This is a genomic window from Gramella sp. AN32, from assembly GCF_023718305.1.
In the GTDB taxonomy this organism is placed as follows: domain Bacteria; phylum Bacteroidota; class Bacteroidia; order Flavobacteriales; family Flavobacteriaceae; genus Christiangramia; species Christiangramia antarctica.
The window spans coordinates 432,438-453,361 of record NZ_QEYO01000001.1; the positions used below are offsets into that span (position 1 = coordinate 432,438).

Annotated in this window: 22 protein-coding genes; 12 read left to right on the forward strand and 10 right to left on the reverse strand. The window is 37.8% G+C overall.

The features are described from left to right. The first annotated feature begins 31 nt into the window (after positions 1-31). On the forward strand, positions 32-1,660 hold the full coding sequence (locus DHD80_RS02080) for a L,D-transpeptidase family protein (RefSeq protein ID WP_251739220.1): 1,629 nt from the start codon (positions 32-34) through the stop codon (positions 1,658-1,660). Here the strand turns inward: DHD80_RS02080 and DHD80_RS02085 are convergent. Continuing rightward, on the reverse strand, positions 1,641-2,372 hold the full coding sequence (locus DHD80_RS02085; protein ID WP_251739222.1) for a murein L,D-transpeptidase catalytic domain family protein: 732 nt from the start codon (positions 2,370-2,372) through the stop codon (positions 1,641-1,643). The two genes, DHD80_RS02080 and DHD80_RS02085, sit on opposite strands and share 20 nt — an antisense overlap. Before the next feature lie 221 nt (positions 2,373-2,593). On the opposite strand from DHD80_RS02085, the gene DHD80_RS02090 reads away from it, so the two are divergent. From DHD80_RS02090 to DHD80_RS02120, 7 genes are all read left to right on the forward strand, one after another. Next, positions 2,594-3,364, forward strand: coding sequence for a M48 family metalloprotease (locus tag DHD80_RS02090; protein ID WP_251739224.1), 771 nt, complete (start codon positions 2,594-2,596; stop codon positions 3,362-3,364). 76 nt (positions 3,365-3,440) lie between these two features. Continuing rightward, on the forward strand, positions 3,441-4,958 hold the full coding sequence (gpmI, locus tag DHD80_RS02095) for a 2,3-bisphosphoglycerate-independent phosphoglycerate mutase (protein ID WP_251739226.1): 1,518 nt from the start codon (positions 3,441-3,443) through the stop codon (positions 4,956-4,958). A 5-nt stretch (positions 4,959-4,963) separates the two neighbouring features. After that, positions 4,964-5,584, forward strand: coding sequence for a thioredoxin family protein (locus tag DHD80_RS02100; protein ID WP_251739227.1), 621 nt, complete (start codon positions 4,964-4,966; stop codon positions 5,582-5,584). Positions 5,585-5,598: 14 nt separating this feature from the next. After that, positions 5,599-6,003 (forward strand): hydrolase, encoded by a 405-nt coding sequence (locus tag DHD80_RS02105; RefSeq protein ID WP_251739228.1) that lies wholly within the window; start codon positions 5,599-5,601, stop codon positions 6,001-6,003. 6 nt (positions 6,004-6,009) lie between these two features. Further along, positions 6,010-6,825 carry a type I methionyl aminopeptidase gene (gene map / locus DHD80_RS02110; protein WP_251739230.1) on the forward strand — a complete coding sequence of 272 codons (816 nt, stop codon included), beginning with the start codon at positions 6,010-6,012 and terminating at the stop codon, positions 6,823-6,825. Beyond that, positions 6,818-7,381, forward strand: coding sequence for an HNH endonuclease (locus DHD80_RS02115; RefSeq protein ID WP_251739232.1), 564 nt, complete (start codon positions 6,818-6,820; stop codon positions 7,379-7,381). The genes map and DHD80_RS02115 overlap by 8 nt, the downstream gene beginning before the upstream one ends. Further along, positions 7,382-8,143, forward strand: coding sequence for a methyltransferase domain-containing protein (locus DHD80_RS02120; protein ID WP_251739233.1), 762 nt, complete (start codon positions 7,382-7,384; stop codon positions 8,141-8,143). Here the strand turns inward: DHD80_RS02120 and DHD80_RS02125 are convergent, their stop codons facing one another. Genes DHD80_RS02125 through DHD80_RS02160 form a run of 8 tightly spaced genes read right to left on the reverse strand, consistent with a single transcriptional unit; the run spans position 8,144 to position 15,509 of the window. Further along, a complete protein-coding gene (locus DHD80_RS02125) occupies positions 8,144-9,142 on the reverse strand; it encodes an FAD:protein FMN transferase (RefSeq protein WP_251739234.1) in 999 nt (332 codons plus the stop codon). A 3-nt stretch (positions 9,143-9,145) separates the two neighbouring features. After that, the gene (locus tag DHD80_RS02130) at positions 9,146-9,502 is read right to left on the reverse strand and encodes a Na(+)-translocating NADH-quinone reductase subunit F (RefSeq protein WP_251739236.1); all 357 of its coding nucleotides are present in this window, start codon (positions 9,500-9,502) and stop codon (positions 9,146-9,148) included. Positions 9,503-9,541: 39 nt separating this feature from the next. After that, positions 9,542-10,828, reverse strand: coding sequence for an NADH:ubiquinone reductase (Na(+)-transporting) subunit F (gene nqrF, locus DHD80_RS02135; protein ID WP_251739237.1), 1,287 nt, complete (start codon positions 10,826-10,828; stop codon positions 9,542-9,544). 15 nt (positions 10,829-10,843) lie between these two features. Beyond that, positions 10,844-11,458 (reverse strand): NADH:ubiquinone reductase (Na(+)-transporting) subunit E, encoded by a 615-nt coding sequence (gene nqrE / locus DHD80_RS02140; RefSeq protein ID WP_251739238.1) that lies wholly within the window; start codon positions 11,456-11,458, stop codon positions 10,844-10,846. A 20-nt stretch (positions 11,459-11,478) separates the two neighbouring features. Next, positions 11,479-12,225, reverse strand: a complete 747-nt coding sequence (locus tag DHD80_RS02145; RefSeq protein ID WP_251739239.1) for an NADH:ubiquinone reductase (Na(+)-transporting) subunit D — start codon at positions 12,223-12,225, stop codon at positions 11,479-11,481. Between the two features lie 2 nt (positions 12,226-12,227). Next, positions 12,228-12,968, reverse strand: a complete 741-nt coding sequence (locus DHD80_RS02150) for a Na(+)-translocating NADH-quinone reductase subunit C (protein ID WP_251739240.1) — start codon at positions 12,966-12,968, stop codon at positions 12,228-12,230. Positions 12,969-12,970: 2 nt separating this feature from the next. Then, a complete protein-coding gene (locus DHD80_RS02155; RefSeq protein ID WP_251739244.1) occupies positions 12,971-14,152 on the reverse strand; it encodes an NADH:ubiquinone reductase (Na(+)-transporting) subunit B in 1,182 nt (393 codons plus the stop codon). Between the two features lie 13 nt (positions 14,153-14,165). Further along, entirely contained in the window at positions 14,166-15,509 is a 1,344-nt protein-coding gene (locus DHD80_RS02160) for a Na(+)-translocating NADH-quinone reductase subunit A (protein WP_251739245.1), read from the reverse strand. Between the two features lie 223 nt (positions 15,510-15,732). On the opposite strand from DHD80_RS02160, the gene DHD80_RS02165 reads away from it, so the two are divergent. The 3 genes from DHD80_RS02165 to apaG are packed head-to-tail and all read left to right on the forward strand — an operon-like array spanning position 15,733 to position 18,407. Then, positions 15,733-16,920, forward strand: a complete 1,188-nt coding sequence (locus DHD80_RS02165; protein WP_347709946.1) for a DUF5103 domain-containing protein — start codon at positions 15,733-15,735, stop codon at positions 16,918-16,920. A 12-nt stretch (positions 16,921-16,932) separates the two neighbouring features. Then, positions 16,933-18,018: a DUF3667 domain-containing protein gene (locus tag DHD80_RS02170; protein WP_251739248.1), complete on the forward strand. Its 1,086-nt coding sequence runs from the start codon at positions 16,933-16,935 to the stop codon at positions 18,016-18,018. Positions 18,019-18,020: 2 nt separating this feature from the next. Next, positions 18,021-18,407 carry a Co2+/Mg2+ efflux protein ApaG gene (gene apaG / locus DHD80_RS02175; RefSeq protein WP_251739249.1) on the forward strand — a complete coding sequence of 129 codons (387 nt, stop codon included), beginning with the start codon at positions 18,021-18,023 and terminating at the stop codon, positions 18,405-18,407. Here the strand turns inward: apaG and DHD80_RS02180 are convergent. Next, positions 18,392-19,111 (reverse strand): NRDE family protein, encoded by a 720-nt coding sequence (locus tag DHD80_RS02180; protein WP_251739250.1) that lies wholly within the window; start codon positions 19,109-19,111, stop codon positions 18,392-18,394. The two genes, apaG and DHD80_RS02180, sit on opposite strands and share 16 nt — an antisense overlap. Positions 19,112-19,248: 137 nt before the next feature. Here DHD80_RS02180 and pruA point away from each other — a divergent pair, with 137 nt between their 5' ends. After that, entirely contained in the window at positions 19,249-20,877 is a 1,629-nt protein-coding gene (gene pruA, locus DHD80_RS02185; RefSeq protein ID WP_251739251.1) for an L-glutamate gamma-semialdehyde dehydrogenase, read from the forward strand. The last annotated feature ends 47 nt before the right edge of the window (positions 20,878-20,924 follow it).

Here is a 20,924-nt window from a genome sequence, read left to right on the forward strand (position 1 = left end):
AGTACCTTTTTTCTAATGGAACCCAACCACCATGAAGCATATTTGTGCATACAGTATTTTTCTGGTGCTTTTCCTTGCGTCCAGTTGTAAGAACAAGGAAAAGCTAGGTGTTGAAGAGAGAAATGACGTAAAAGAAGTTTTTGAACTTACTTCAGCCAAACAAATCCAGGATTATTTTATTAAAATCGATTCCACTTCTGCTGAATATGGAAGCCCTTTATATTCTTTTTATTCTGAAAATGATTTCCAGCCCGTATGGAATTCAAGAGAGTTAAGGGAAGACCTTTTCAGAAATATTGAAACGATCGAAAAAGAAGGTTTGTATGCTGAGGATTATAATCTGGAAAGTTTGAAAAATACACTTTCAAACCTGGATGAAATTTCAGAAAAAAAACGTTTTGACCTTGAAATCCTTCTAACGCAAAGCTATTTTACACTTGCCCATGATCTTTACTACGGAAAATTAGATCCCAAAAAAATCTTTGAAATTTGGGGAATCGATCGGGACACCATAGATTTAAGCCAGAGTTTAAAAACCGCGCTCAAGGCTGAAGCAATCTCTAAAGAACTGGAGAAATTAAAGCCTACGAGCCCTATTTATTATTCTTTAAAAAGGAATCTTCAGGATTATAAGAATTTAGCCAACAAAAAAGATAGTCTTCAATTAATCCCATCCGGAAAAATTGTGAGACCTGGCGATAAAGAACCTCGAATTCCTTTAGTAAAAACAAGATTGAAAAACCTGGGGTATTTTAAAGAAACATCAGATTCTATTGAGGATAATTTTACTTCAGAATTACAGGATGCAATTAAGAATTTCCAGGAAGATCATTTACTGGAAATCGATGGCTTAATTGGCAATAACACCATTAAAAATCTAAATTATTCAGCAGAGGATCGATACCATCAATTACTCGTAAATCTTGAACGATGGCGGTGGTTTCCAAGAAATTTGGGAGAGCATTATATACTTATAAATATTCCCGAATATCATTTAAGCGTGGTAAAAGAGGGAGATACTGTTGCCCGCCATGATGTAATGGTAGGTGTGCAGGCCCGGGAAACACCGGTATTTTCAGACCATATTGATTATGTAGTTTATAATCCAACCTGGACGATCCCTCCAACGATCAAAAAGAATGATGTCATCCCGGGGGCCCGTAAAAATTTGGGGTATTTAGCTGATCGCAACATTGAAGTTTATCAGGGTGGCAATAAATTAGACCCTCAAAATATCGACTGGTCTTCAAATGCTCCCTATAATTTCACCTATAGACAGGAAGCCGGGCCATCAAATCCGCTGGGAAGGGTAAAAATTATTTATCCCAATAAATATTTAATTTATCTCCACGACACCCCATCCCGAGATCTTTTTAGCAAAAATTCAAGGGCCAGGAGTTCTGGATGCGTTCGGGTTCAGGGAGCTTTAGACTTAGCGGAATATCTACTGGATGATCAAAAAAAATACGATCATGACGAAATTGAGGAAATTCTAGCTTCAGGTAAAACGAAGGAAATCAAAGTGAAGAAAGATGTAAGTGTGCATCACCTGTACTGGACAGCAGTTGTAAAGGATAAAAACTTACAATTTGTAGATGATGTTTACGATCAGGATGAAAAAATTTGGAAACTATTGCAACCTACGAATTTAAAAAAGTAGATTTTTTTTGATAATTAGAATCACTTTTGTGGATATAGACCACAGATTTTCCTTTGATCGTGTTGATTAAATTTTTCGCAATAGAATTTGGAATTGCAGGACAACCATAACTTCTGCCTAATCTTCCCACTCTTTTTACAAAGGATGGCTCGGCATAATCTGCCCCATGAATAACTACATATCTTTTGCGGGCATTAGAATTAAAGCCTTTTTCAAGCCCATCAATAAACAAGGACAATCCATTTTTCCCGTAATAAGTTTCTCCCGTAAGATAAAACCCAAGAGAACTTTGATGTGAATTAACCTGGTTGGAAAATTTTTCTGCGAATTTCACCCCGGTATTTTTACCGTGGCTTACTAAATCATTAAAGACAACTTTTTGCGTATCCATATTAAGGATCCACAATCTTTTTTCTACTGAAGAAAGGTCAAAATCGATGATAGTCAAAAGTGGGTTAGAAATCTTTCCCTCAGCATCAAGCTTCTGATAGCCCTGAATAGCCTTCTCAAAAACAGAAAGCGCAGGCATGGAGCTGTTAATTTCAGTAAAACTGCTGTATAATTCTATAACGGTGATCTCCGCGTTTGTAATATCGGCAGGAATGTTCTCAGTTAATTTGACAGGTTCTGTAATGGAATTAAGCTCTCGGGCACTGGTAAAAGCAAAGGAAAAAGTAAGTGCAAAAACAACGGTAAGAATTCGGTACTTCATATTCAATCTTCTATATTTTTGTTAACAAAAACCAAAATTTATGCCAACATACAATTTTTATATCTTTTGAAACAAAAATCTCTGTTTTTAACATTTAAGACATTTATAACGGCTTCCATTAATTATGTTTATTAAAAAATGCTAACTTCACAACGCAATACGTTTGTTAATATTTTAAATGCAGCCAATTCTTATATGTTAAATTTTTAAGTTTTGAATAAATGAGATTCGGAAAAAACATCCTCAGGTTAGTCATAGGGGCAGGAATCATTCTTTTTGGCGTGATAAAATTTTGTTCTTCTTCTGAAGACAATCCATATACAGGTGAAAAACAATATGTAGATTTAACACCTGAAGAAGAAATCGCCTTAGGTCAACAAAGTCTATCAGCGATGGTCGAACAGTATGGCGGATTACATCAAAATCAGCAGGAACAAAATGCAGTGAGAAGTCTAGGTGAAAAATTAGTCAATAACAGCATAGCTTCCTCCTCTCCTTACGAATTTCAATTTTATCTCTTAGCAGATCCAAAAACAGTCAATGCATTTGCCTTGCCCGGTGGACCAGTCTTTATAACTTATGCACTCTATTCCCGGTTGGAGAACGAAGACCAGCTGGCTGGTGTACTTGGCCATGAAATTGGTCATGTAATTGGAAGACATTCTGCAGAACGAATGGCGAAGCAGGGTTTATCCAATTCTGTTTTAACGGGAGTAGCGGTTGGATCTGAAAGTCAGGGAGCAACCCAGGCCGCAGCGGTTATTGGCAATCTTGTAAATATGAAGTATGGTAGAGGGGATGAGCTTCAAAGCGATAATCTGGGTGTTAAAATAATGCTCGATGCCGGTTATGATCCGGAAGCCCTGATAAATGTGATGGAAATTTTGAAAAGAGCAAGTGGCGGCCAGCAGGTTCCGGAATTCCAAAGCACTCATCCAGACCCGGAGAATCGCAAGGAAAAGATTAGGGAAGCCATTGAAGAATATCAGTAGATTTAATAAAACATTAGTACCAAAATTTTATGATATACCCCAATGTTGTTAACTTTGGGGGTTAAATTTTTTCCCTATGAATAATAAGGTTCTTTTAATGATATTGGATGGCTGGGGTATAACCGAGGATCCGGAAGTCTCTGCAATCGCAAAGGCAAAAACACCATTTATGGACTCTTTACCCGATAAATTTCCACACGCTAGCCTTCGAACCGATGGTATGAACGTAGGACTACCTGAAGGGCAAATGGGAAACAGTGAAGTGGGCCATATGAACCTTGGCGCCGGAAGGATCGTTTATCAGGATTTAGTGAAAATAAATATGGCGGTTGAAAAAAACACCTTAATTCAGGAACCTGTTCTGGAAGAAGCCTTTAACTACGCTAAAATAAATAATAAGCCTGTTCATTTTATAGGATTGGTAAGTGACGGGGGAGTTCATTCCCACATCAACCATCTCAAAGGTTTGCTTTCTGCTGCCGATCAATTAGGCGTAAAAGAAAAATATGTCCATGCCTTTACTGATGGTAGAGATGTAGATCCTCATTCAGGAAAAGATTTTATTGCAGATTTACTTCCCTTTTTAGAGGAAACTAATTCCAAACTTGCTTCAATAATTGGAAGATATTATGCCATGGACCGTGACAAGCGATGGGAACGTGTAAAAATGGCCTATGATCTTATTGTAAAGGGAAAAGGTGAAAAAACGCAGGATGCGATTGGTAAAATCCAGGAGAGTTATAATGAAGATGTTTCTGATGAATTTATTAAGCCCATTGTTTTAACTGGTAGCAATAATGAACCGGTTGCTTTACTACAGGAAAAGGATGTAGTGATCTTTTTCAATTTTAGGACAGATAGGGGAAGGCAACTAACGCAGGCTCTTACTCAGAATGATTTCCCAGAATATGATATGAAAAAAATGACATTGTATTACGTAACCATGACGAAATATGATGACAGTTTTTCTAATATCAATGTAATTTTCAGGAAAGATAATATCCGGGCTACCTTAGGTGAAGTTTTAGAATATCAGGGTAAAAAACAAATCAGGATCGCAGAAACTGAAAAATACCCACATGTTACATTTTTCTTTTCCGGAGGAAGGGAAGAACCTTTTAAAGGGGAAAGCAGGATTATGTGCAATTCTCCAAAGGTGGCTACTTATGACCTTCAACCAGAAATGAGTGCCTATGAAATTAGGGATAAAATTATTCCGGAATTAAATGCTGAATCTGCAGATTTCATCTGTCTGAATTTTGCAAATGCAGATATGGTTGGCCATACTGGTGATTTTCAAGCAGCGGTTAAGGCATGTGAAACCGTTGATGCATGTGCCAAAGAAGTAGCTGAAGCAGCCTATGAAAATGGATATTCCGTAATTATTATTGCTGATCATGGAAATTCCGAGGTAATGAAAAACCCCGATGGAAGCCCTAATACTGCGCATACTACCAATCCGGTTCCATTAATTTTAATGAATAGGGATATAAAATCTATCAAAAACGGTAAGTTAGGGAATATTGCTCCGACTATCCTAAAGCTTATGGGAATTACGAAGCCGGATTTGATGACAGAAGAACCTTTAATTTAACTTAAATGAAAAGACTTTTTATTCTAATTGCAGCTGTAGGCATAAGTTGTAATTCAACTAAAACCACCACTTCAGAGCCAGCATCTTCTTCAACAGAGGCTGTAAGTACTAAAGTAAATATGGATACTAAAACCAAAATTGAAACTGAAGTAGTAAAAACTTCAGAAAATCATAAAATTCCCAAAGACATGCTCCTTGGAAAATTTCATAAGGAAGAGCTAAAACAGGCACCATTTAAATCCTGGTTCACTCCCGGATATGAGGATTACACTCCCAGTAAAGAAGCGATGGAAGTGATTAAAGAAAACATCAATGACTATGATATTACTTTATTAATGGGGACGTGGTGCGGTGATAGTAAAAGAGAAACTCCAAAATTTCTTAAAATTCTTGATAATGCGGGTTATGATTATGAAAAATTACAGCTCATAGCGGTAGATCGGGGTAAAAAAACACCCTTGGATATTGAAGAAGAGTTAGAAATTATCCGGGTACCTACCATTGTATTTTTCAAAAACGGTAAAGAAGTAAACCGATTTGTAGAATATCCACAGGGAAATAGTATCGAAGATGACATTGCCAATATTGTAAGCGGGGAAAATTATAAAAACTCTTACGCAGATTAATTAAAAAACAAACTATGCCGAAATCTCTCACAATTGCTGTGGATTTTGACGGAACAATTGTAGAAAATAAATTTCCTGAAATAGGTAAACCAATGCTTTTCGCATTTGAATCATTGCGAAAACTTCAGGAAGAAGGTCATCGATTAATTTTATGGACCTACAGGCATGGAGTTAAATTAGATGATGCCGTAGAATTTTGCGGGAAGAATGGCTTAAAATTTCATGCAATCAATAAAAGTTATCCTGAAGAGGAATTTGATGACACTATAAGTCGAAAAATCCTTGCCGATATTTTTATTGATGATAGAAATCTTGGGGGCATGAAAGGTTGGGGTGAAATTTATCATTCCCTCTCTTTACAGAAACCTGATCAAAAATTAAAAAAGAAAAAAAAATCCGGACTTTTCGGAAGATTTTAGACTAAAATGATAATACCAAAATCCAGCGAAGAAATAGAATTAATGCGTGAAAGCGCTCTTATTGTTTCCAAAACTTTGGGAATTCTTGCCCCGGAAATTAAGCCTGGTGTTACCACCTTATATCTGGATAAACTTGCTGAAGAGTTTATTCGCGATCACGGCGCCGAGCCAGGATTTTTAGGCCTCTATGATTTCCCTAATACCTTATGCATGAGCCCTAACGCCCAGGTTGTACATGGAATCCCCAATGAAACTCCTTTACAGGATGGGGATATTATCTCGATAGACTGTGGCGCAGTTAAAAATGGTTTTTACGGCGATCATGCCTATACTTTTGAGGTAGGCGAAGTTCTTCCGGAAACCAAAAAATTACTTGAGGTCACCAAAGAATCACTCTATGTGGGTATTGCTGAATTTAAATCTGGAAACCGTACAGGTGATGTAGGATACGCTATTCAGAAATATACAGAAGATCACGGTTATGGCGTGGTAAGGGAATTAGTTGGTCATGGCCTTGGGAAAACAATGCATGAAGATCCTGAAATGCCGAATTATGGCAAACGTGGCCGCGGAAAAAAATTCGTAGAAGGAATGGTTGTAGCTATTGAACCTATGATCAATTTAGGAACCAAAAGAATAAAGCAATTGCCCGATGGATGGACTATCTTAACGGCCGATAACAAACCAAGTGCACATTTCGAACATAATGTTGCCCTTGTAGATGGTAAGCCAGAGCTGCTATCGACCTTTCAATATATTTATGAATCTTTAAACCTTAAAACCAACGAAGAAAATCAATTTAGAGTAAAAATTTATGATTAAAAGTTACAGACAGGAAATCTGGAAAACCCTACATAAAGATTCCTGGGAAGACCGCTTCATTTATAAAGTGTCTAATTTTGGAAGAATGATAAGTTATATCAAAGATCCTAAAGGCACTTTAATGACAGGCGGTAAAGTAGGTGGATATGTAAATTTTGCGGTAAGATTAAAGAATGGAAAACACAAAACGTATTACATTCATAGAATTGTCGCTGAGTTATTTTTAGACAAGAAAGAAGATGACAAATACGTAATTCACAAGAATTTTGTGAAAAATGACAATCGTGTTGTTAATCTTGATTGGGCAACCAAAGATGAATGGGTAAAACACCAGTACAATAGCCCAAAGGTTAAGGAAAACAAGGAAAAACGAAGGCTTAGAAAGGTTGTTTCCTATTCTAAACTTACCTATTCCCAGGCCGTGATCCTGAAGAAAAAATTGCTGGATCCAAACAGGAAAACCCGCATCAGGATATTGGCCAAACAATTTGGTGTTTCAGAAATGCAACTGTACCGCATAAAATCTGGAGAAAACTGGGGAGATATAGAAGTATAAATGAAGTTTTTCAAACTGGCCTTAAATTCGATTCCTAGGCCGTTACTTATTAGAGTCAGCTATCTTCTAAGGCCATTTTTGAAATTTTATTACAATGGTACTCGCTATGAAGATCCCATAGATGGTGAAACCTTTAGGAGATTTTTACCTTATGGTTACGAAAACCAACGGGATAATGTGCTCTCTCCTTCCACCCTTTCTCTTGAAAGGCATAGGCTCCTATGGCTTTTTTTAAAAAATGAAACTGAATTCTTTACCCGCCAATTAAAGGTTTTACATTTTGCCCCGGAACAGGCTTTCTATAAAAGGTTTAGGAAATTAAAGAATCTCGATTATATCACCACCGACCTTAATTCTCCCCTGGCCGATGTAAAAGCCGATATTTGTGATTTACCTTTTGAAGATCATAGTTTTGATTTTATTCTATGCAATCACGTACTTGAGCATATTCCAGATGACACCAAAGCAATGCAGGAAATTTACCGGATTTTAAAAAAAGATGGGACTGCAATTCTACAAATCCCTCAGGACCTTACCCGGCAGGAAACTTTTCAGGATGATTCTATTATAGATCCTAAAGATCGCGCGAGAATTTTTGGGCAGTATGACCATGTTAGGGTCTACGGAAGGGATTATTTTGATAAGCTGAGATCTATAGGCTTTAAAGTGGAAGAAGTTGATTACACTTCAAAATTTAGTGATACCGAAATAGATAAATTTCGGCTTGCAAAAGGTGAGATCATTCCTGTTTGCTACAAGTAACTATTGATATTTAAACCCTGGCGAGTTATAAATTTTTACCTGCCCGTTTTCAGAAGAATAGACTAAGTAAACCTGTATGTCTAATTTTTCTGCCAAATCGCGGGAGCTTTCAAATCCCATCGCCATAAAAGCTGTGGCATACCCATCGGCCATCATACAGGTTTCAGCCAGGACTGAAGCACTAAGTAAATTACTTTTTTCAGCTTTACCGGTTAAAGGATTTATGGTATGAACAAATTTTTGGCCAGTGAGGCTATCTTCTCTAAATTTTCTATAATTCCCAGATGTCGCCATCGCCGAATTGTTCAATTCTAAAGTAGCTTTCAAGACCCTATCCCCTTCTTGCTGCATAGGATCATCTATCCCTACAACCCAGTTGGCATCCTTATCCAAATTTTTTCCCTTCGCCCTTAATTCCCCCCCTAATTCAACCAGGTAATTATCAACATCATTAGATTCTAAAAAATCGGCGATCACATCAATGGTATATCCTTTTGCAATCGCGTTGAAATCAAGATAAATCATGGCATCCTTTTTCTGAATGGTATTATCTGTACTAAGTTCAATATTATTAAAACCAACAAGTTGTTGCAAAGAATCTAAAACAGGTCTGTCAAGTTGTTTGATAGGTTTCCCCGGACCAAAACCATAAGCATTTACTAATATTCCCACGGTTGGATCAAAATAGCCCTGAGACTTATTGTAGACATCTTTAGAGGCTTCAAAAACTTTTCTGAAGTGATCATCAACAACAACCAGTGTATCGCCACGATTGATCTTTGAAATGTCAGATTTTGTAGTATAAGTGCTTAAAGAATGATTGATTACGCTAAAAATACTATCGAGAGACGACTCAAAATTTTCCAGAGGTCCTTCAGAAAAAAATTGAATATTATACGTTGTTCCTAACGCTTCTCCTGTATATACTTGTCCTAAACCATTCTTAGGATTACAGGAAAAAAGAAATAAAGCAGAGAAAAAGAAAATGTAATATTTCATATCCTAAAATTCTATCCAACCGGCATAATTTACTACATAATCTTCATCGCTGGTAATGGGATTTTCATAATTTTTTGAATTTGCCAGTCCAACACCGGCGTAGAAAGTCTTCGCATTAAACTTTTGCGCATGATCCTTTATATCTTTCATAAAAACAGGATCAAAAGCTTTAGGGTCATCTGGATATTCTATCGCCCTTACGATTATAAAATGAAGTCCTTTGTCTTTTAGGGCAACAAACTGCGGGTTTCTTTTCAGCTTACTGTTTACCCCTAAAAATTCATAACCATGATCTTCGAGGTCTTTCCCCACAATATTCATGGCGAGATTATGCAATTCCTGAGGTGTAAGTTTCGGCATAATTAAATATAAAAAATCCCGCCGAAGCGGGATCGTATTTTATCCTCCAAAATCATCGAATCTGATATTTTCCGGTGGGATCCCATAATCTTCTCCCATTTTCTGAACGGCTTTGTTCATTAATGGAGGTCCACAAAAATATAATTCAATCTCTTCAGGTTCTTCGTGAAGTGAAAGATAATTATCGATCACTACCTGGTGAATAAATCCTACGAAACCATCACCTTCATCGTCGATATTACTTTTCACCTGCCAGTTATCTTCTTCTGCAGGTTCAGATAAAGCTAAATAGAATTTGAAATTTGGAAAATCCCGTTCTAATGCCCTAAAGTGTTCTGTATAGAAAAGTTCCCTTTTAGAACGACCACCATACCAGTAGGTCACTTTTCTACCTGTTTTTAAGGTTCTGAATAAGTGGTATAAGTGGGAACGCATTGGTGCCATTCCGGCTCCACCCCCCACATAAAGCATTTCTGAATCGCTCTCATTGATATAAAATTCACCATAAGGTCCTGAAATTACTACTTTGTCACCTTTCTTTAAACTAAAAATATAAGAAGAAGCAACACCGGGATTAACATCCATCCAGCCATTTTTAGCACGGTCGAAGGGTGGCGTGGCAATACGAACATTTAGCATGATCTCCCGTCCTTCAGCAGGGTAAGAAGCCATGGAATAGGCTCTCTCCACTGTCTCCGGGTTCTTCATGGTTAACGGCCAAAGATCGAATTTATCCCATTCCGCTTTAAATTTGTCCGGCGTTTCATGTTCTTCAGGATGCGCGGTAATATCCATATCTTTAAAGTTCACTTCAATCTTGGGAACTTCAATCTGAATATATCCTCCAGCTTTATAATCCATTTCTTCGGGAATTTCTACTACAAATTCCTTAATAAAAGAGGCTACATTATAATTTCTCACTACCGTAGCATCCCATTTTTTAATTCCGAAGACTTCTTCAGGAATAGTGATTTTCATATCCTGCTTCACCTTTACCTGGCAACCTAGCCTCCAGCCATTGGCAATTTCTTTCCTGGTAAAATGTGGTTCTTCAGTTGGAAGAATCGCCCCTCCCCCTTCTTTTACGATACATTTACACTGGATACAGGTTCCACCGCCACCACAGGCAGAAGGAAGGAATAATTTATTATCACCTAAAGTAGAAAGCAACGTTCCGCCGGATCCTACTTCGATATCTTTTTCGTTATTCACATTGATCGTCACTGGTCCTGAAGGGACCAATTTAGCTTTTGCCCCCAGCAATATAGAAACCAATAATAAGATCAAAATTAAGAATACTACTACACTCGCTATTATAACTGTCATAACCCTTCTTTTCGATTATAATTTAATTCCCATAAAACTCATGAATCCCAATGCCATTAACCCGGTAATAATAAAGGTTATCCCAAGGCCTTTTAATGGAGCAGGAACATTTGAATAAGCTATTTTTTCTCTAATCGCTGCAATAGCAAGAATGGCCAGAAACCATCCTATCCCACTTCCTAATCCGTAGGTGACGGCTTCAGAAATTCCCAGGAAATTCTTTTGTTGCATGAACAGGGATCCACCAAGAATTGCGCAGTTTACCGCAATCAATGGCAAGAAAATCCCCAAAGCACCATATAAAGCCGGGGCGAATTTCTCTACAACCATCTCAACCAGCTGTACCATGGAGGCAATTACCGCGATAAACATGATAAAACTCAGGAAGCTAAGGTCCACGTCCTTAAATTCGGCTCCCAACCAGCTTAGGGCTCCAGGCCGCAGCAAATAAGTGTCCAGTAAAAAGTTTATGGGAACTGTCACAACTAATACAAAGATCACCGCAGCTCCTAAACCAACAGCAGTTTTTACCGTTTTTGATACCGCCAGATAAGAACACATACCCAGAAAGTAGGCGAAAATCATATTTTCTATGAAAATACTTCTAACAAATAGGTTAACTAATTCCATTTTATAATTTCTTTAAACTATTAGTTTTCTTCAATTAAGGTTCTGTTTCTTGCTCTCTGAGCCCAGATTAAAAGACCTACTACGATAAGTGCCATGGGCGATAATAACATAAGACCGTTATTTTCATATCCAAAAGCGTAGAGTCCGGTAGATTCTGCCGCTGTTGAACCCTGATGGCCAAGAACTTCAAAACCAAATAATTTTCCTGAACCTAAAAGCTCTCTAAAAAATGCAACAATTACCAGGATTAACCCATAACCAGCCGCGTTTCCAATCCCATCAAGGAAGGATTTATAAACCCCATTACCAAGTGCAAATGCCTCTAATCGTCCCATCACGATACAATTGGTAATAATAAGACCCACAAAAACTGAAAGTTGTTTGCTTACATCGTAAGCATAAGCTCTAAGTATCTGGTCGACCAAAATTACCAGGGATGCGACAATTACAAGTTGTACGATAATTCTAATACGACTTGGAATTAAATTCCGAAGCATAGAGATGATCATATTACTAAAGGCCATAACTCCCATTACGGCGATAGCCATAACCAGTGCCGGTTCTAACTGTACTGTAATCGCCAGGGCAGAACAAATCCCTAAAACCTGTACGGTAATAGGGTTATTATCATCTAAAGGATCAGTTAATAATTTCCTGTTTCCTTTAGAAAGAAAATGTTCTTTCTCTTCTGAATCTGAAAGGAAGAGGATCATTTCCTGTTTTTTCTCTTCAGCTTTAGAAGCCTCATGTATTTTTTCTTTAGCCATAATTATTTTATTGCTACTTTAATATCTCCTTGTTTTTTGAAATATGGGATATATCGTTTCAAACGTTCTGAAATCATATCTGAAACCCCATCACCGGTGATTGTTGCTCCGGAAATCGCATCGACTTTGTTATCATCTTTGCTGGGTCCATTATTGCCTTTCACCACAGAAACACCTACCATATTACCATTCTCATCCAAAACTTTCTCATCTGCAAAGGCTTCCCTAAACCATTCTTTAGTGATCTCAGCCCCGAGGCCCGGAGTTTCACCCACGTGATCGAAAGTTGCCCCTTTTACGGTATTAATATCATCCTTTAATGAAATATATCCAAAGATCGCATTCCACAATCCGTTACCTCTTAAAGGTAAAATATAGTATTTTTCTCCTTCCACTTCAGCAATATAGAGAGGGAAAATCTGCTTATCATCATCTTTCTTTAACTCCTTAGACAAATCTACTTCAAATGCATCTACAGATTCATCTACATCTCCTTCAGAATTCAATGCTAACTGTTCTATAATATACTTATCATACAACACTTTTGCTCCGGGCCGGTCTGTTTCAATTCCAACGGTAGCCAGGATATTCTGCATTTTTTCCTGTCTAACATTTTCACGCTGGGTAGGCTGCAGGCTTGTCGCTGTAAACGCCAGTACAGACGCAACAACCACTACCAGAATAATGGCAAACATAAATGTATAGCCATTACTGTTTGTTTTTTGTACTCCTTTTTCTTCCATAACTAAATTGCGGTTTCCACTTGTGGGTTAGCACTATTAAGCCTTTTCTTTCTTCTATTAATATTCGCCTGGATCACATAATGATCTATGGTTGGGGCGAATACGTTCATCAATAAAATCCCCAGCATGACTCCCTCAGGATAGGCTGGGTTAAATACCCGAATCATTACTGAAAGGAATCCCACTAAAAATCCGTAGATCCATTTTCCTTTTAGGGTTTGTGCAGCAGAAACAGGATCGGTTGCCATAAAGACAATTCCGAAGGCCAATCCTCCAACAATTAAATGTAAATACCAGGGGAAGTTTGTAAGATCATTTCCTTCGAGTCCCATAGCAGGAAGGGAATTGAAGATGAAGCCCATTAGGGCAGCGCCAATAAATGCGCTTAAAATAATTCTCCAGCTTCCAACTTTCGTTAATATTAAAATAAGGGCTCCTACCAGAATACAGATCGTCGAAGTCTCTGCAATAGATCCCGGAATAATACCAGTAAACATATCCATTGCCGAATAAGGAACTTCAGATTCCGAAGCAAGTTTTCCTAAAATAGTTTCTCCGGTCACAGCATCAACTTCATACGCATTGCTTACCCAAACCGTATTTCCAGACATATAGGTTGGATAGGCAAAAAATGCAAAAGCACGGGCGGTAAGTGCAGGATTAAGGATATTCATCCCCGTACCTCCAAAAGCTTCTTTTCCAACCAGCACGGCAAAAACTACAGATAATGCCACCATCCAAAGCGGAATGTCAATCGGCATGATCATAGGAATAAGCAATCCTGTTACCAGATATCCTTCATTTACTTCATGGCCCCTGAAAATCGCAAAAGCAAATTCAATCCCAAGGCCTACCCCGTAAGAAACGGCTATCATTGGTAAGATTTTTCCCGCTCCATGTAAAAAGGCATCCCAAAATGTGAACGCTTCGCCCAATTGACTTAAATATTGGTAACCACCATTCCACATCCCGAAGATAAGGGCAGGAATTAGTGCGATTACCACCGTGATCATTGTTCGCTTCAAATCTACCGCGTCCCGAATGTGCGATCCCGTCTTTGTAGTGTGATTTGGAGTAAATAGGAAAGTATCCAAGGCGTTGATCGCCGGTGCGTACTTTTCCAATTTATTACCTTTATTAAAAGGTTCTCTAATTTTATCTAATCTTTGTCTAATCCAATCCATTATTCTTCAGGTTTTAACCTACTTCGGTAATCATTAAATCTAAACCTAGCCTTATAATTCCCTGTGCTTCCAGTTTAGAAGTATTCACATATTCCACAGTTGCAAAGTCTTCAGGAGCTACTTCATAAATCCCAAGATTTTCCATTTTTTCGATATCCCCTGCCATGCATGATTTCAAAAGCTGCATGGGGTAGATATCCATGGGCAAAACTTCTTCCATCTCACCGGTAACGACCAAAGCACGCTCTTCCCCATTTAAATTGGTGGTAGGAGTGTATTTTCTCTTCGGAAACAACCACGATAAGGATGTATGTGAATTCGAATGTATATTATTATAGGTAAACGGCAGCCAGCCTAATACCCTGTAATTATTCCCTTCCGGAATTAAAGTGATCTCATTTTCCAAAAACCCAAGATATTGATTGTTTGACAGCTGTGTCCCGGTTAAAACATCCCCGGAAATAATCCTGATCTCTTCAGAAACCTCGCCAATAAAATCTGAAACATTCGCTCCGATTACTGAAGAATAGTATTTTCTATTTTTGGCCTCACTTCCTGTTAATGCAATAGTACGCTGGGCTATATAATTTCCGGTGAGGAAGACATTTCCAATTGTAGCAACGTCTTCTACTCCAACTGTCCAAACTCTTTCCCCTCTATTGATAGGATCGATTTTGTGAATTTGAACCCCTACATTTCCTGCGGGGTGCGGCCCTTTCACATGATGCAATTCAACCCCTTTAATATCTTTTAAATATTGAGCCGAACTCTCATCTACACTTACATGAACTTTTCCTGGAGTTAATTTAACCAAAGCATTTACTCCTTCCTGGAAGGCGGCGATTTTATCTTTAATGATAAAACCTTTATCTCCTGCAAGTGGCGCTGTAGTAACGGCGGAAATAAAAATTGCCTTTGGGGTATCCTGCGGATCTGCCACGATAGAATAAGGTCGCTGATAGATAAAAGCACCACAACCACTTTCTAAAATTTTCCCCAAAACATCTTTACGGTCTGCGGTTGAAGCATCCATTTTTCCGAAATCGCGATAAGTATCCTTGGCATCGGCCTCAATGATCACTTCGAGGATTTTTCTTTTGTCCCCTCGTTTAATTTCCTTCAGCACACCACTTACCGGTGATGTAAAACGAATAGCTTCGGTATATTTTGAATAAAAGAGTTCATCACCTGCGAGAAGTTTAGCCCCTTCTTTTACAACCATTTTTGGTACTACAGCGTGAAAATCTGGCGGTTTGATTGCGTAAGTTTTGGATCTGGGAGCTTTTACAAGCTCTTTTTCCGCCTCTCCTTCTAATCTAAGAGTTAAGCCTCTTTTAATTCGAATGTCTTTTGACATAGGATGGAGTGTATGTTAAATTTTAAGTTTAAAGTCGTGCAAATTTATGAATTTTCAGTCCAACTATCCCAAGAATTGAAAGAATTTTACTTCCTTTTGGTGTTAAAATAATATGGCTGAAAATCACTAATTTCGGCCTGGTTTATGTATTATCGCATATATGAGAAGATTTTTATTATTTCTTGGTCTTTTTATGGGTTTACAGTCTTGTTTTTCTCAGATCATGGAAGAGGTACCCCCCCCTAATTATATTAGAACTGTTCAGTTTACCGGTGATTCAAGGGGGAATCAGGGAAATCCGGCAGTTCAGTTAGGTGCAGGCTTAAAGTTAAGCTTTGATGATATAATTGGCGACGAAGCCGATTATTACTATACTATTGATCATTATAATTTCGACTGGACTCCTACTTCCCTTTCCAAGAATGAATATATGAATGGTTTTGACAACGTTCGTATTCTCGATTACGAAAATGCCGTGAATACCCTTCAACCCTATACCCATTACACTTTAACTATTCCGAATAAGAATACCAAAGGTTTAAAAGTTTCAGGAAATTATATCCTGAACATTTTTAACGCCAATAAGGAACTGGTTTTTTCCAGGAAATTTATGATCTATGAGGCGATTGCCCAAATTGGTGCTGAAGTGAAACGCGCCCGGGACCTTAATTTTATCAATGAAAAGCAAACGGTAAATTTCAGCATAAACAGTCCGGATCTTCTTCTGAAGAATCCTGAACAAAATGTAAAAGTTGTAATCCTTCAGAACCATAATTTAAAAACGGCGATCACCAACCTGAAACCCCAGTACACCATCGCCAATGAATTGCTCTATAGGTATGACCAGGAATCTGCTTTTTGGGGTGGCAACGAATACCTTCAGTTTGACAATAAAGAATTGAGGGTCACCAATGCCAATATTGCCAAAGTGGAACTGGAAGAATTGTACCATCATTTTTTATACACAAATGTTACCAGAAATGGCGAGCCTTATACTTATAATCCAGATATTAATGGTGCTTTTGTAGTGAGAAATTACCTGGCACAAAATTCAGATACAGAAGCTGAATATGTTTGGATGCATTTCCGTCTAAAGAATTATGCTATTTCCCCCAATGCTGAAATTCATCTTTATGGCGGTTTCAATAATTTTATATTAGACGACAGCACTCTTTTAAAGTATAATCCGGAAACCGGCTATTTCGAAAATGCCAGATTATTCAAGCAGGGTTACTACAATTATAAGTATGTATTGTTAGAGAACGGGATGTTGGATGACGGAATAATTAGTGGTAATTTTGATGAAACCGAAAACCTGTATACCATTTACGCTTATTATCGTTCACCGGGAGCGAGATATGACAGGTTGATAGGAGTTGGGAATACAAATTCAAGAAATATAACTAACTAAGCCTTCTTCCTTATGGAGAAAGAAAGGTCGCTCGCAAAATACCGGGGCGAAAAATGCCTTAATTGCGGTCATCCCCTGGATAAAAGTGACCGGTTCTGCCCGAATTGCTCGCAGCTTAACTCCTATAAAAAACTCAGTTTTAAGGACTTTTTCAACGAATTCTTTTCGGGGCTTTTCGCTTACGATTCCAGGTTAAACAATACGCTTTTTACGATTCTATTCAAACCAGGGAAAATTGCCAAGGAATATATAGAAGGAAAACGGGTCAAATATGTAAATCCGTTTCGGTTTCTACTAAGCATTGCCATCATATTTTTCCTGATTTTTGGAACTTTTAATGAATGGAATTTTTCAGATTCTGTATCTCCCCGGGAATCAATGAAAAATCTCACCCCTGAAGAAAAAGCTGAAATTGAGCAGGAATTAAAGCAGGTAAAAGTGCCTTTTTCTTTCAATATGGACAGCAGTGGTGATGAAGCTATAAAAACTGATAAAAAAACCTATTTGGATGATTATGAAACTGATGAGAAATTAAATTCTTATGGGTTTTTTGAGGAGATAGGAAAACGCACCAATCTGTATACTGAATTTAATAGCGACACAGATATTGTATTACCTAAAATTGCCCTGGATAGTTTACATCATCCACAAACCGCTTATAATAATTATCTCTATGAAAAATCTGTTAATTTTAATGAAATAAAAAAGAATCCAAGATCTTTTGTGAATTATATGCTCCAAAAGATGCCCTTGTTCATTTTCTTTTTTCTCCCGGTGCTAGCCTTGTTTTTTTGGCTTTTATATATGAGGAAGCCATATACTTATATGGAACATCTGGTCTTTACATTTTATACCCAAAGTGTTTATTTAATCTTAACCGGAGTCGCAGTTTTATTAGGGGCTATTTTCGAAAACTTCAGTTTTATAGGCCTCTTTAACTTGGTATTCTTGTTCTATTTATACAAATCATTGCGTAGGTTTTATGGGCAGGGACGTGTTAAAACCATTTTAAAGTTCCTATGCCTAAACGTAATTTTCTTTACATTAGCTTTTATAGGATTTATAATTTCCTTATTTTTTACCGTAGCTCTTTATTAATTATGATCCAACAGGTAACCAAAGGCATCAAGATTTCTGTAACAACTCATTTTCAGGGTTTGTTTTATAAAAACTTCAAAGTACATTATGCTTTTGGATATCAAATCACCATTGAAAACAGGAGCACAGAAGCAGTTCAGCTAAAATCAAGATTTTGGAGTATCAAGGATGCGCTTAATGAAACTGAAATCGTTATTGGTGATGGGGTTATTGGAAAACAACCTGTTTTACAACCCGGGGAAAGTCACTCCTACGAAAGTGGATGCTTAATTGTGGGCTCTTTTGGCGCCATGAAAGGTTTTTATAAAATGATAGATCTCAACAGCGGTGAAAAATTTCAGGTAAGGATTCCTAATTTCAAATTTGCCGTACCCTATGCTTTAAACTGAAGCATTTCCAAAGTCACTTCTTTTTTCAAAAGATCTTTGTACCAAAATTTTATTCCTTCCGCAGAATTTTTTATCTGAGTAATGCTTTGTGTTTTTAAGAATCCACGATCTGTAATCAAATTGGTTAATTTGTCGCCCTCTCCTGCAGTCTCGTGAAATGTCCTTAAACTTGAACAGGTATAACCATCTTCCTTTTTAAGGGCTTCAAACCATTTTTTTCGCTTAGCATGCATTTCAGAAGAATATAGAGGTGAGCTTGACCAGATATGTTCTCTCAGTTTAAGGTTTTTAACCTTAAGTTTAACTTCATTCCAGATGAGTTCGTAAAACGCAAGGCCATTATTCCATTCTACCACAATCATTGTAAAAGGCTCAATGCCTTCAAATTTATAACTTTCAGCATATCTCTTTATCCTATCTGCAGCGAGAAAATCTTTTACCACAATGCCACGACTTTTGCGATATTCCGCTTTTCTTTCATGTGGCTTTTCAGCTCCATTCATTAAACAAATACATCTCTTTGCGTCGCTAACACCCACCCATGTTCCTCCGGACTGAATATCCATTGGGAAAAATAACTTTTTGTCTTTATGATATTCTGTTCTCGGTGGAACCGCATTCCTGCTTAAAGATTCATCACGATTGGAAGTTAAAATAAATCCATCGGCATGATCAGGATGAGGGACAAGACTGATTGTACACATAAATTGGTTGATAATTCAGGGGAAAATACAAAAAATGTTCTTGCTTGCAGAACAGTCGACTATCCTTCTTCTAAACACTTAATTTTTTTTACCTTTAGCCGAATTAAAAATGAACAGAAAAAAAGCAAAATTTAATTATGGGAAAAGGATTTTTTCATGTCCCTGTAGCTGTTAACGAACCAGTTAAAAGTTATGCTCCAGGGTCTCCAGAAAGAGAGGAAGTACTACTTACTTACAAAGATTTATATAATAAAAAAGTTGAAGTGCCACTTTATATTGGCCCAGACGAAGTGAAAACGGGAGACACTCAAAGTATGCATCCTCCCCATGATCACAAACATAATCTTGGCGTATTTCATAAAGCAAAAAAGAAACATATTGAACAGGCAATTGCCACTGCTTTGGAAGCCAGGGAAAAATGGGCTAATTTGGATTGGGAACAGCGCGCTGCTGTTTTCCTAAAAGCTGCAGATTTGATTGGCGGAAAATATCGCGCAAAGATCAATGCGGCCACCATGATTGGTCAGTCGAAAAATATTTATCAGGCTGAAATTGATGCTGCCTGTGAACTTTGTGATTTCTTAAGGTTCAATGTTGAATACATGTCCCAAATATATGACGAGCAACCAGAATCCTCTGATGGTGTTTGGAACCGTATTGAATATAGACCTTTAGAAGGTTTTGTATATGCTATCACTCCATTTAACTTTACTGCAATTGCAGGAAATTTACCAGCAAGTGCAGCCTTAATGGGTAATGTTGCTATATGGAAACCAAGTGACAGCCAGATATTTTCAGCTCAGGTAATTATGGAAATTTTCAAGGAAGCAGGAGTTCCTGATGGTGTTATTAATATGGTCATGGGTGATCCAGTCATGATCACGGATACGATTCTTGCAAGCCCAGATTTCGCCGGAATCCATTTTACGGGAAGCACTACGGTATTTAAAGGTATCTGGCAAAAAATTGGAAACAATATTCAGAAATATAAAACCTACCCGCGAATAGTTGGAGAAACCGGTGGAAAAGATTTTATCATCGCACACCCAACTTCAAATGCAAAACAGGTGGCTACCGCCATCGCCCGGGGAGCTTTCGAATTCCAAGGGCAAAAATGTAGTGCAGCTTCAAGGGTCTATTTACCGGAAAGTCTCTGGCCTGAAATTAAGGAACACTTAACTGAGGACCTCAACTCCTTTAAAATGGGTTCTCCTGAAGACATGACTAATTTTATTACCGCGGTGATCCATGAAGGCTCTTTCGATAAACTTGCAAAATTTATCGACCAGGCTAAAAAAGATAAAAATGCTGAAGTGGTTATTGGTGGAAACTATGACAAATCTGAAGGTTATTTTATTGAGCCAACGGTAATTTTAACTTCAGACCCTCATTACACTACCATGGAAACTGAATTGTTCGGTCCTGTGGTTACCATTTATCTTTACAAAGATGCAGCCTGGGAAGACACCCTTAAACTGGTTGATGAGACTAGTATTTACGGGCTTACAGGAGCAGTTTTCTCTGGAGATAGATATGAGTTAAATAAAGCCACGAAAATGCTACAAAATGCTGCAGGAAATTTCTACCTGAACGATAAACCTACAGGTGCTGTTGTAGGACAACAACCTTTTGGTGGGGCGAGAGCAAGCGGAACCAATGATAAAGCTGGTTCAAAATTGAATTTGTTAAGATGGGTTTCTCCGCGTCTAATCAAAGAAACATACGACGCTCCAAAAGATTACAGGTATCCATTTCTTGGAGAATAATACATATTATATATCCATACCTAAAACCGTCAGTTCGCTCTGACGGT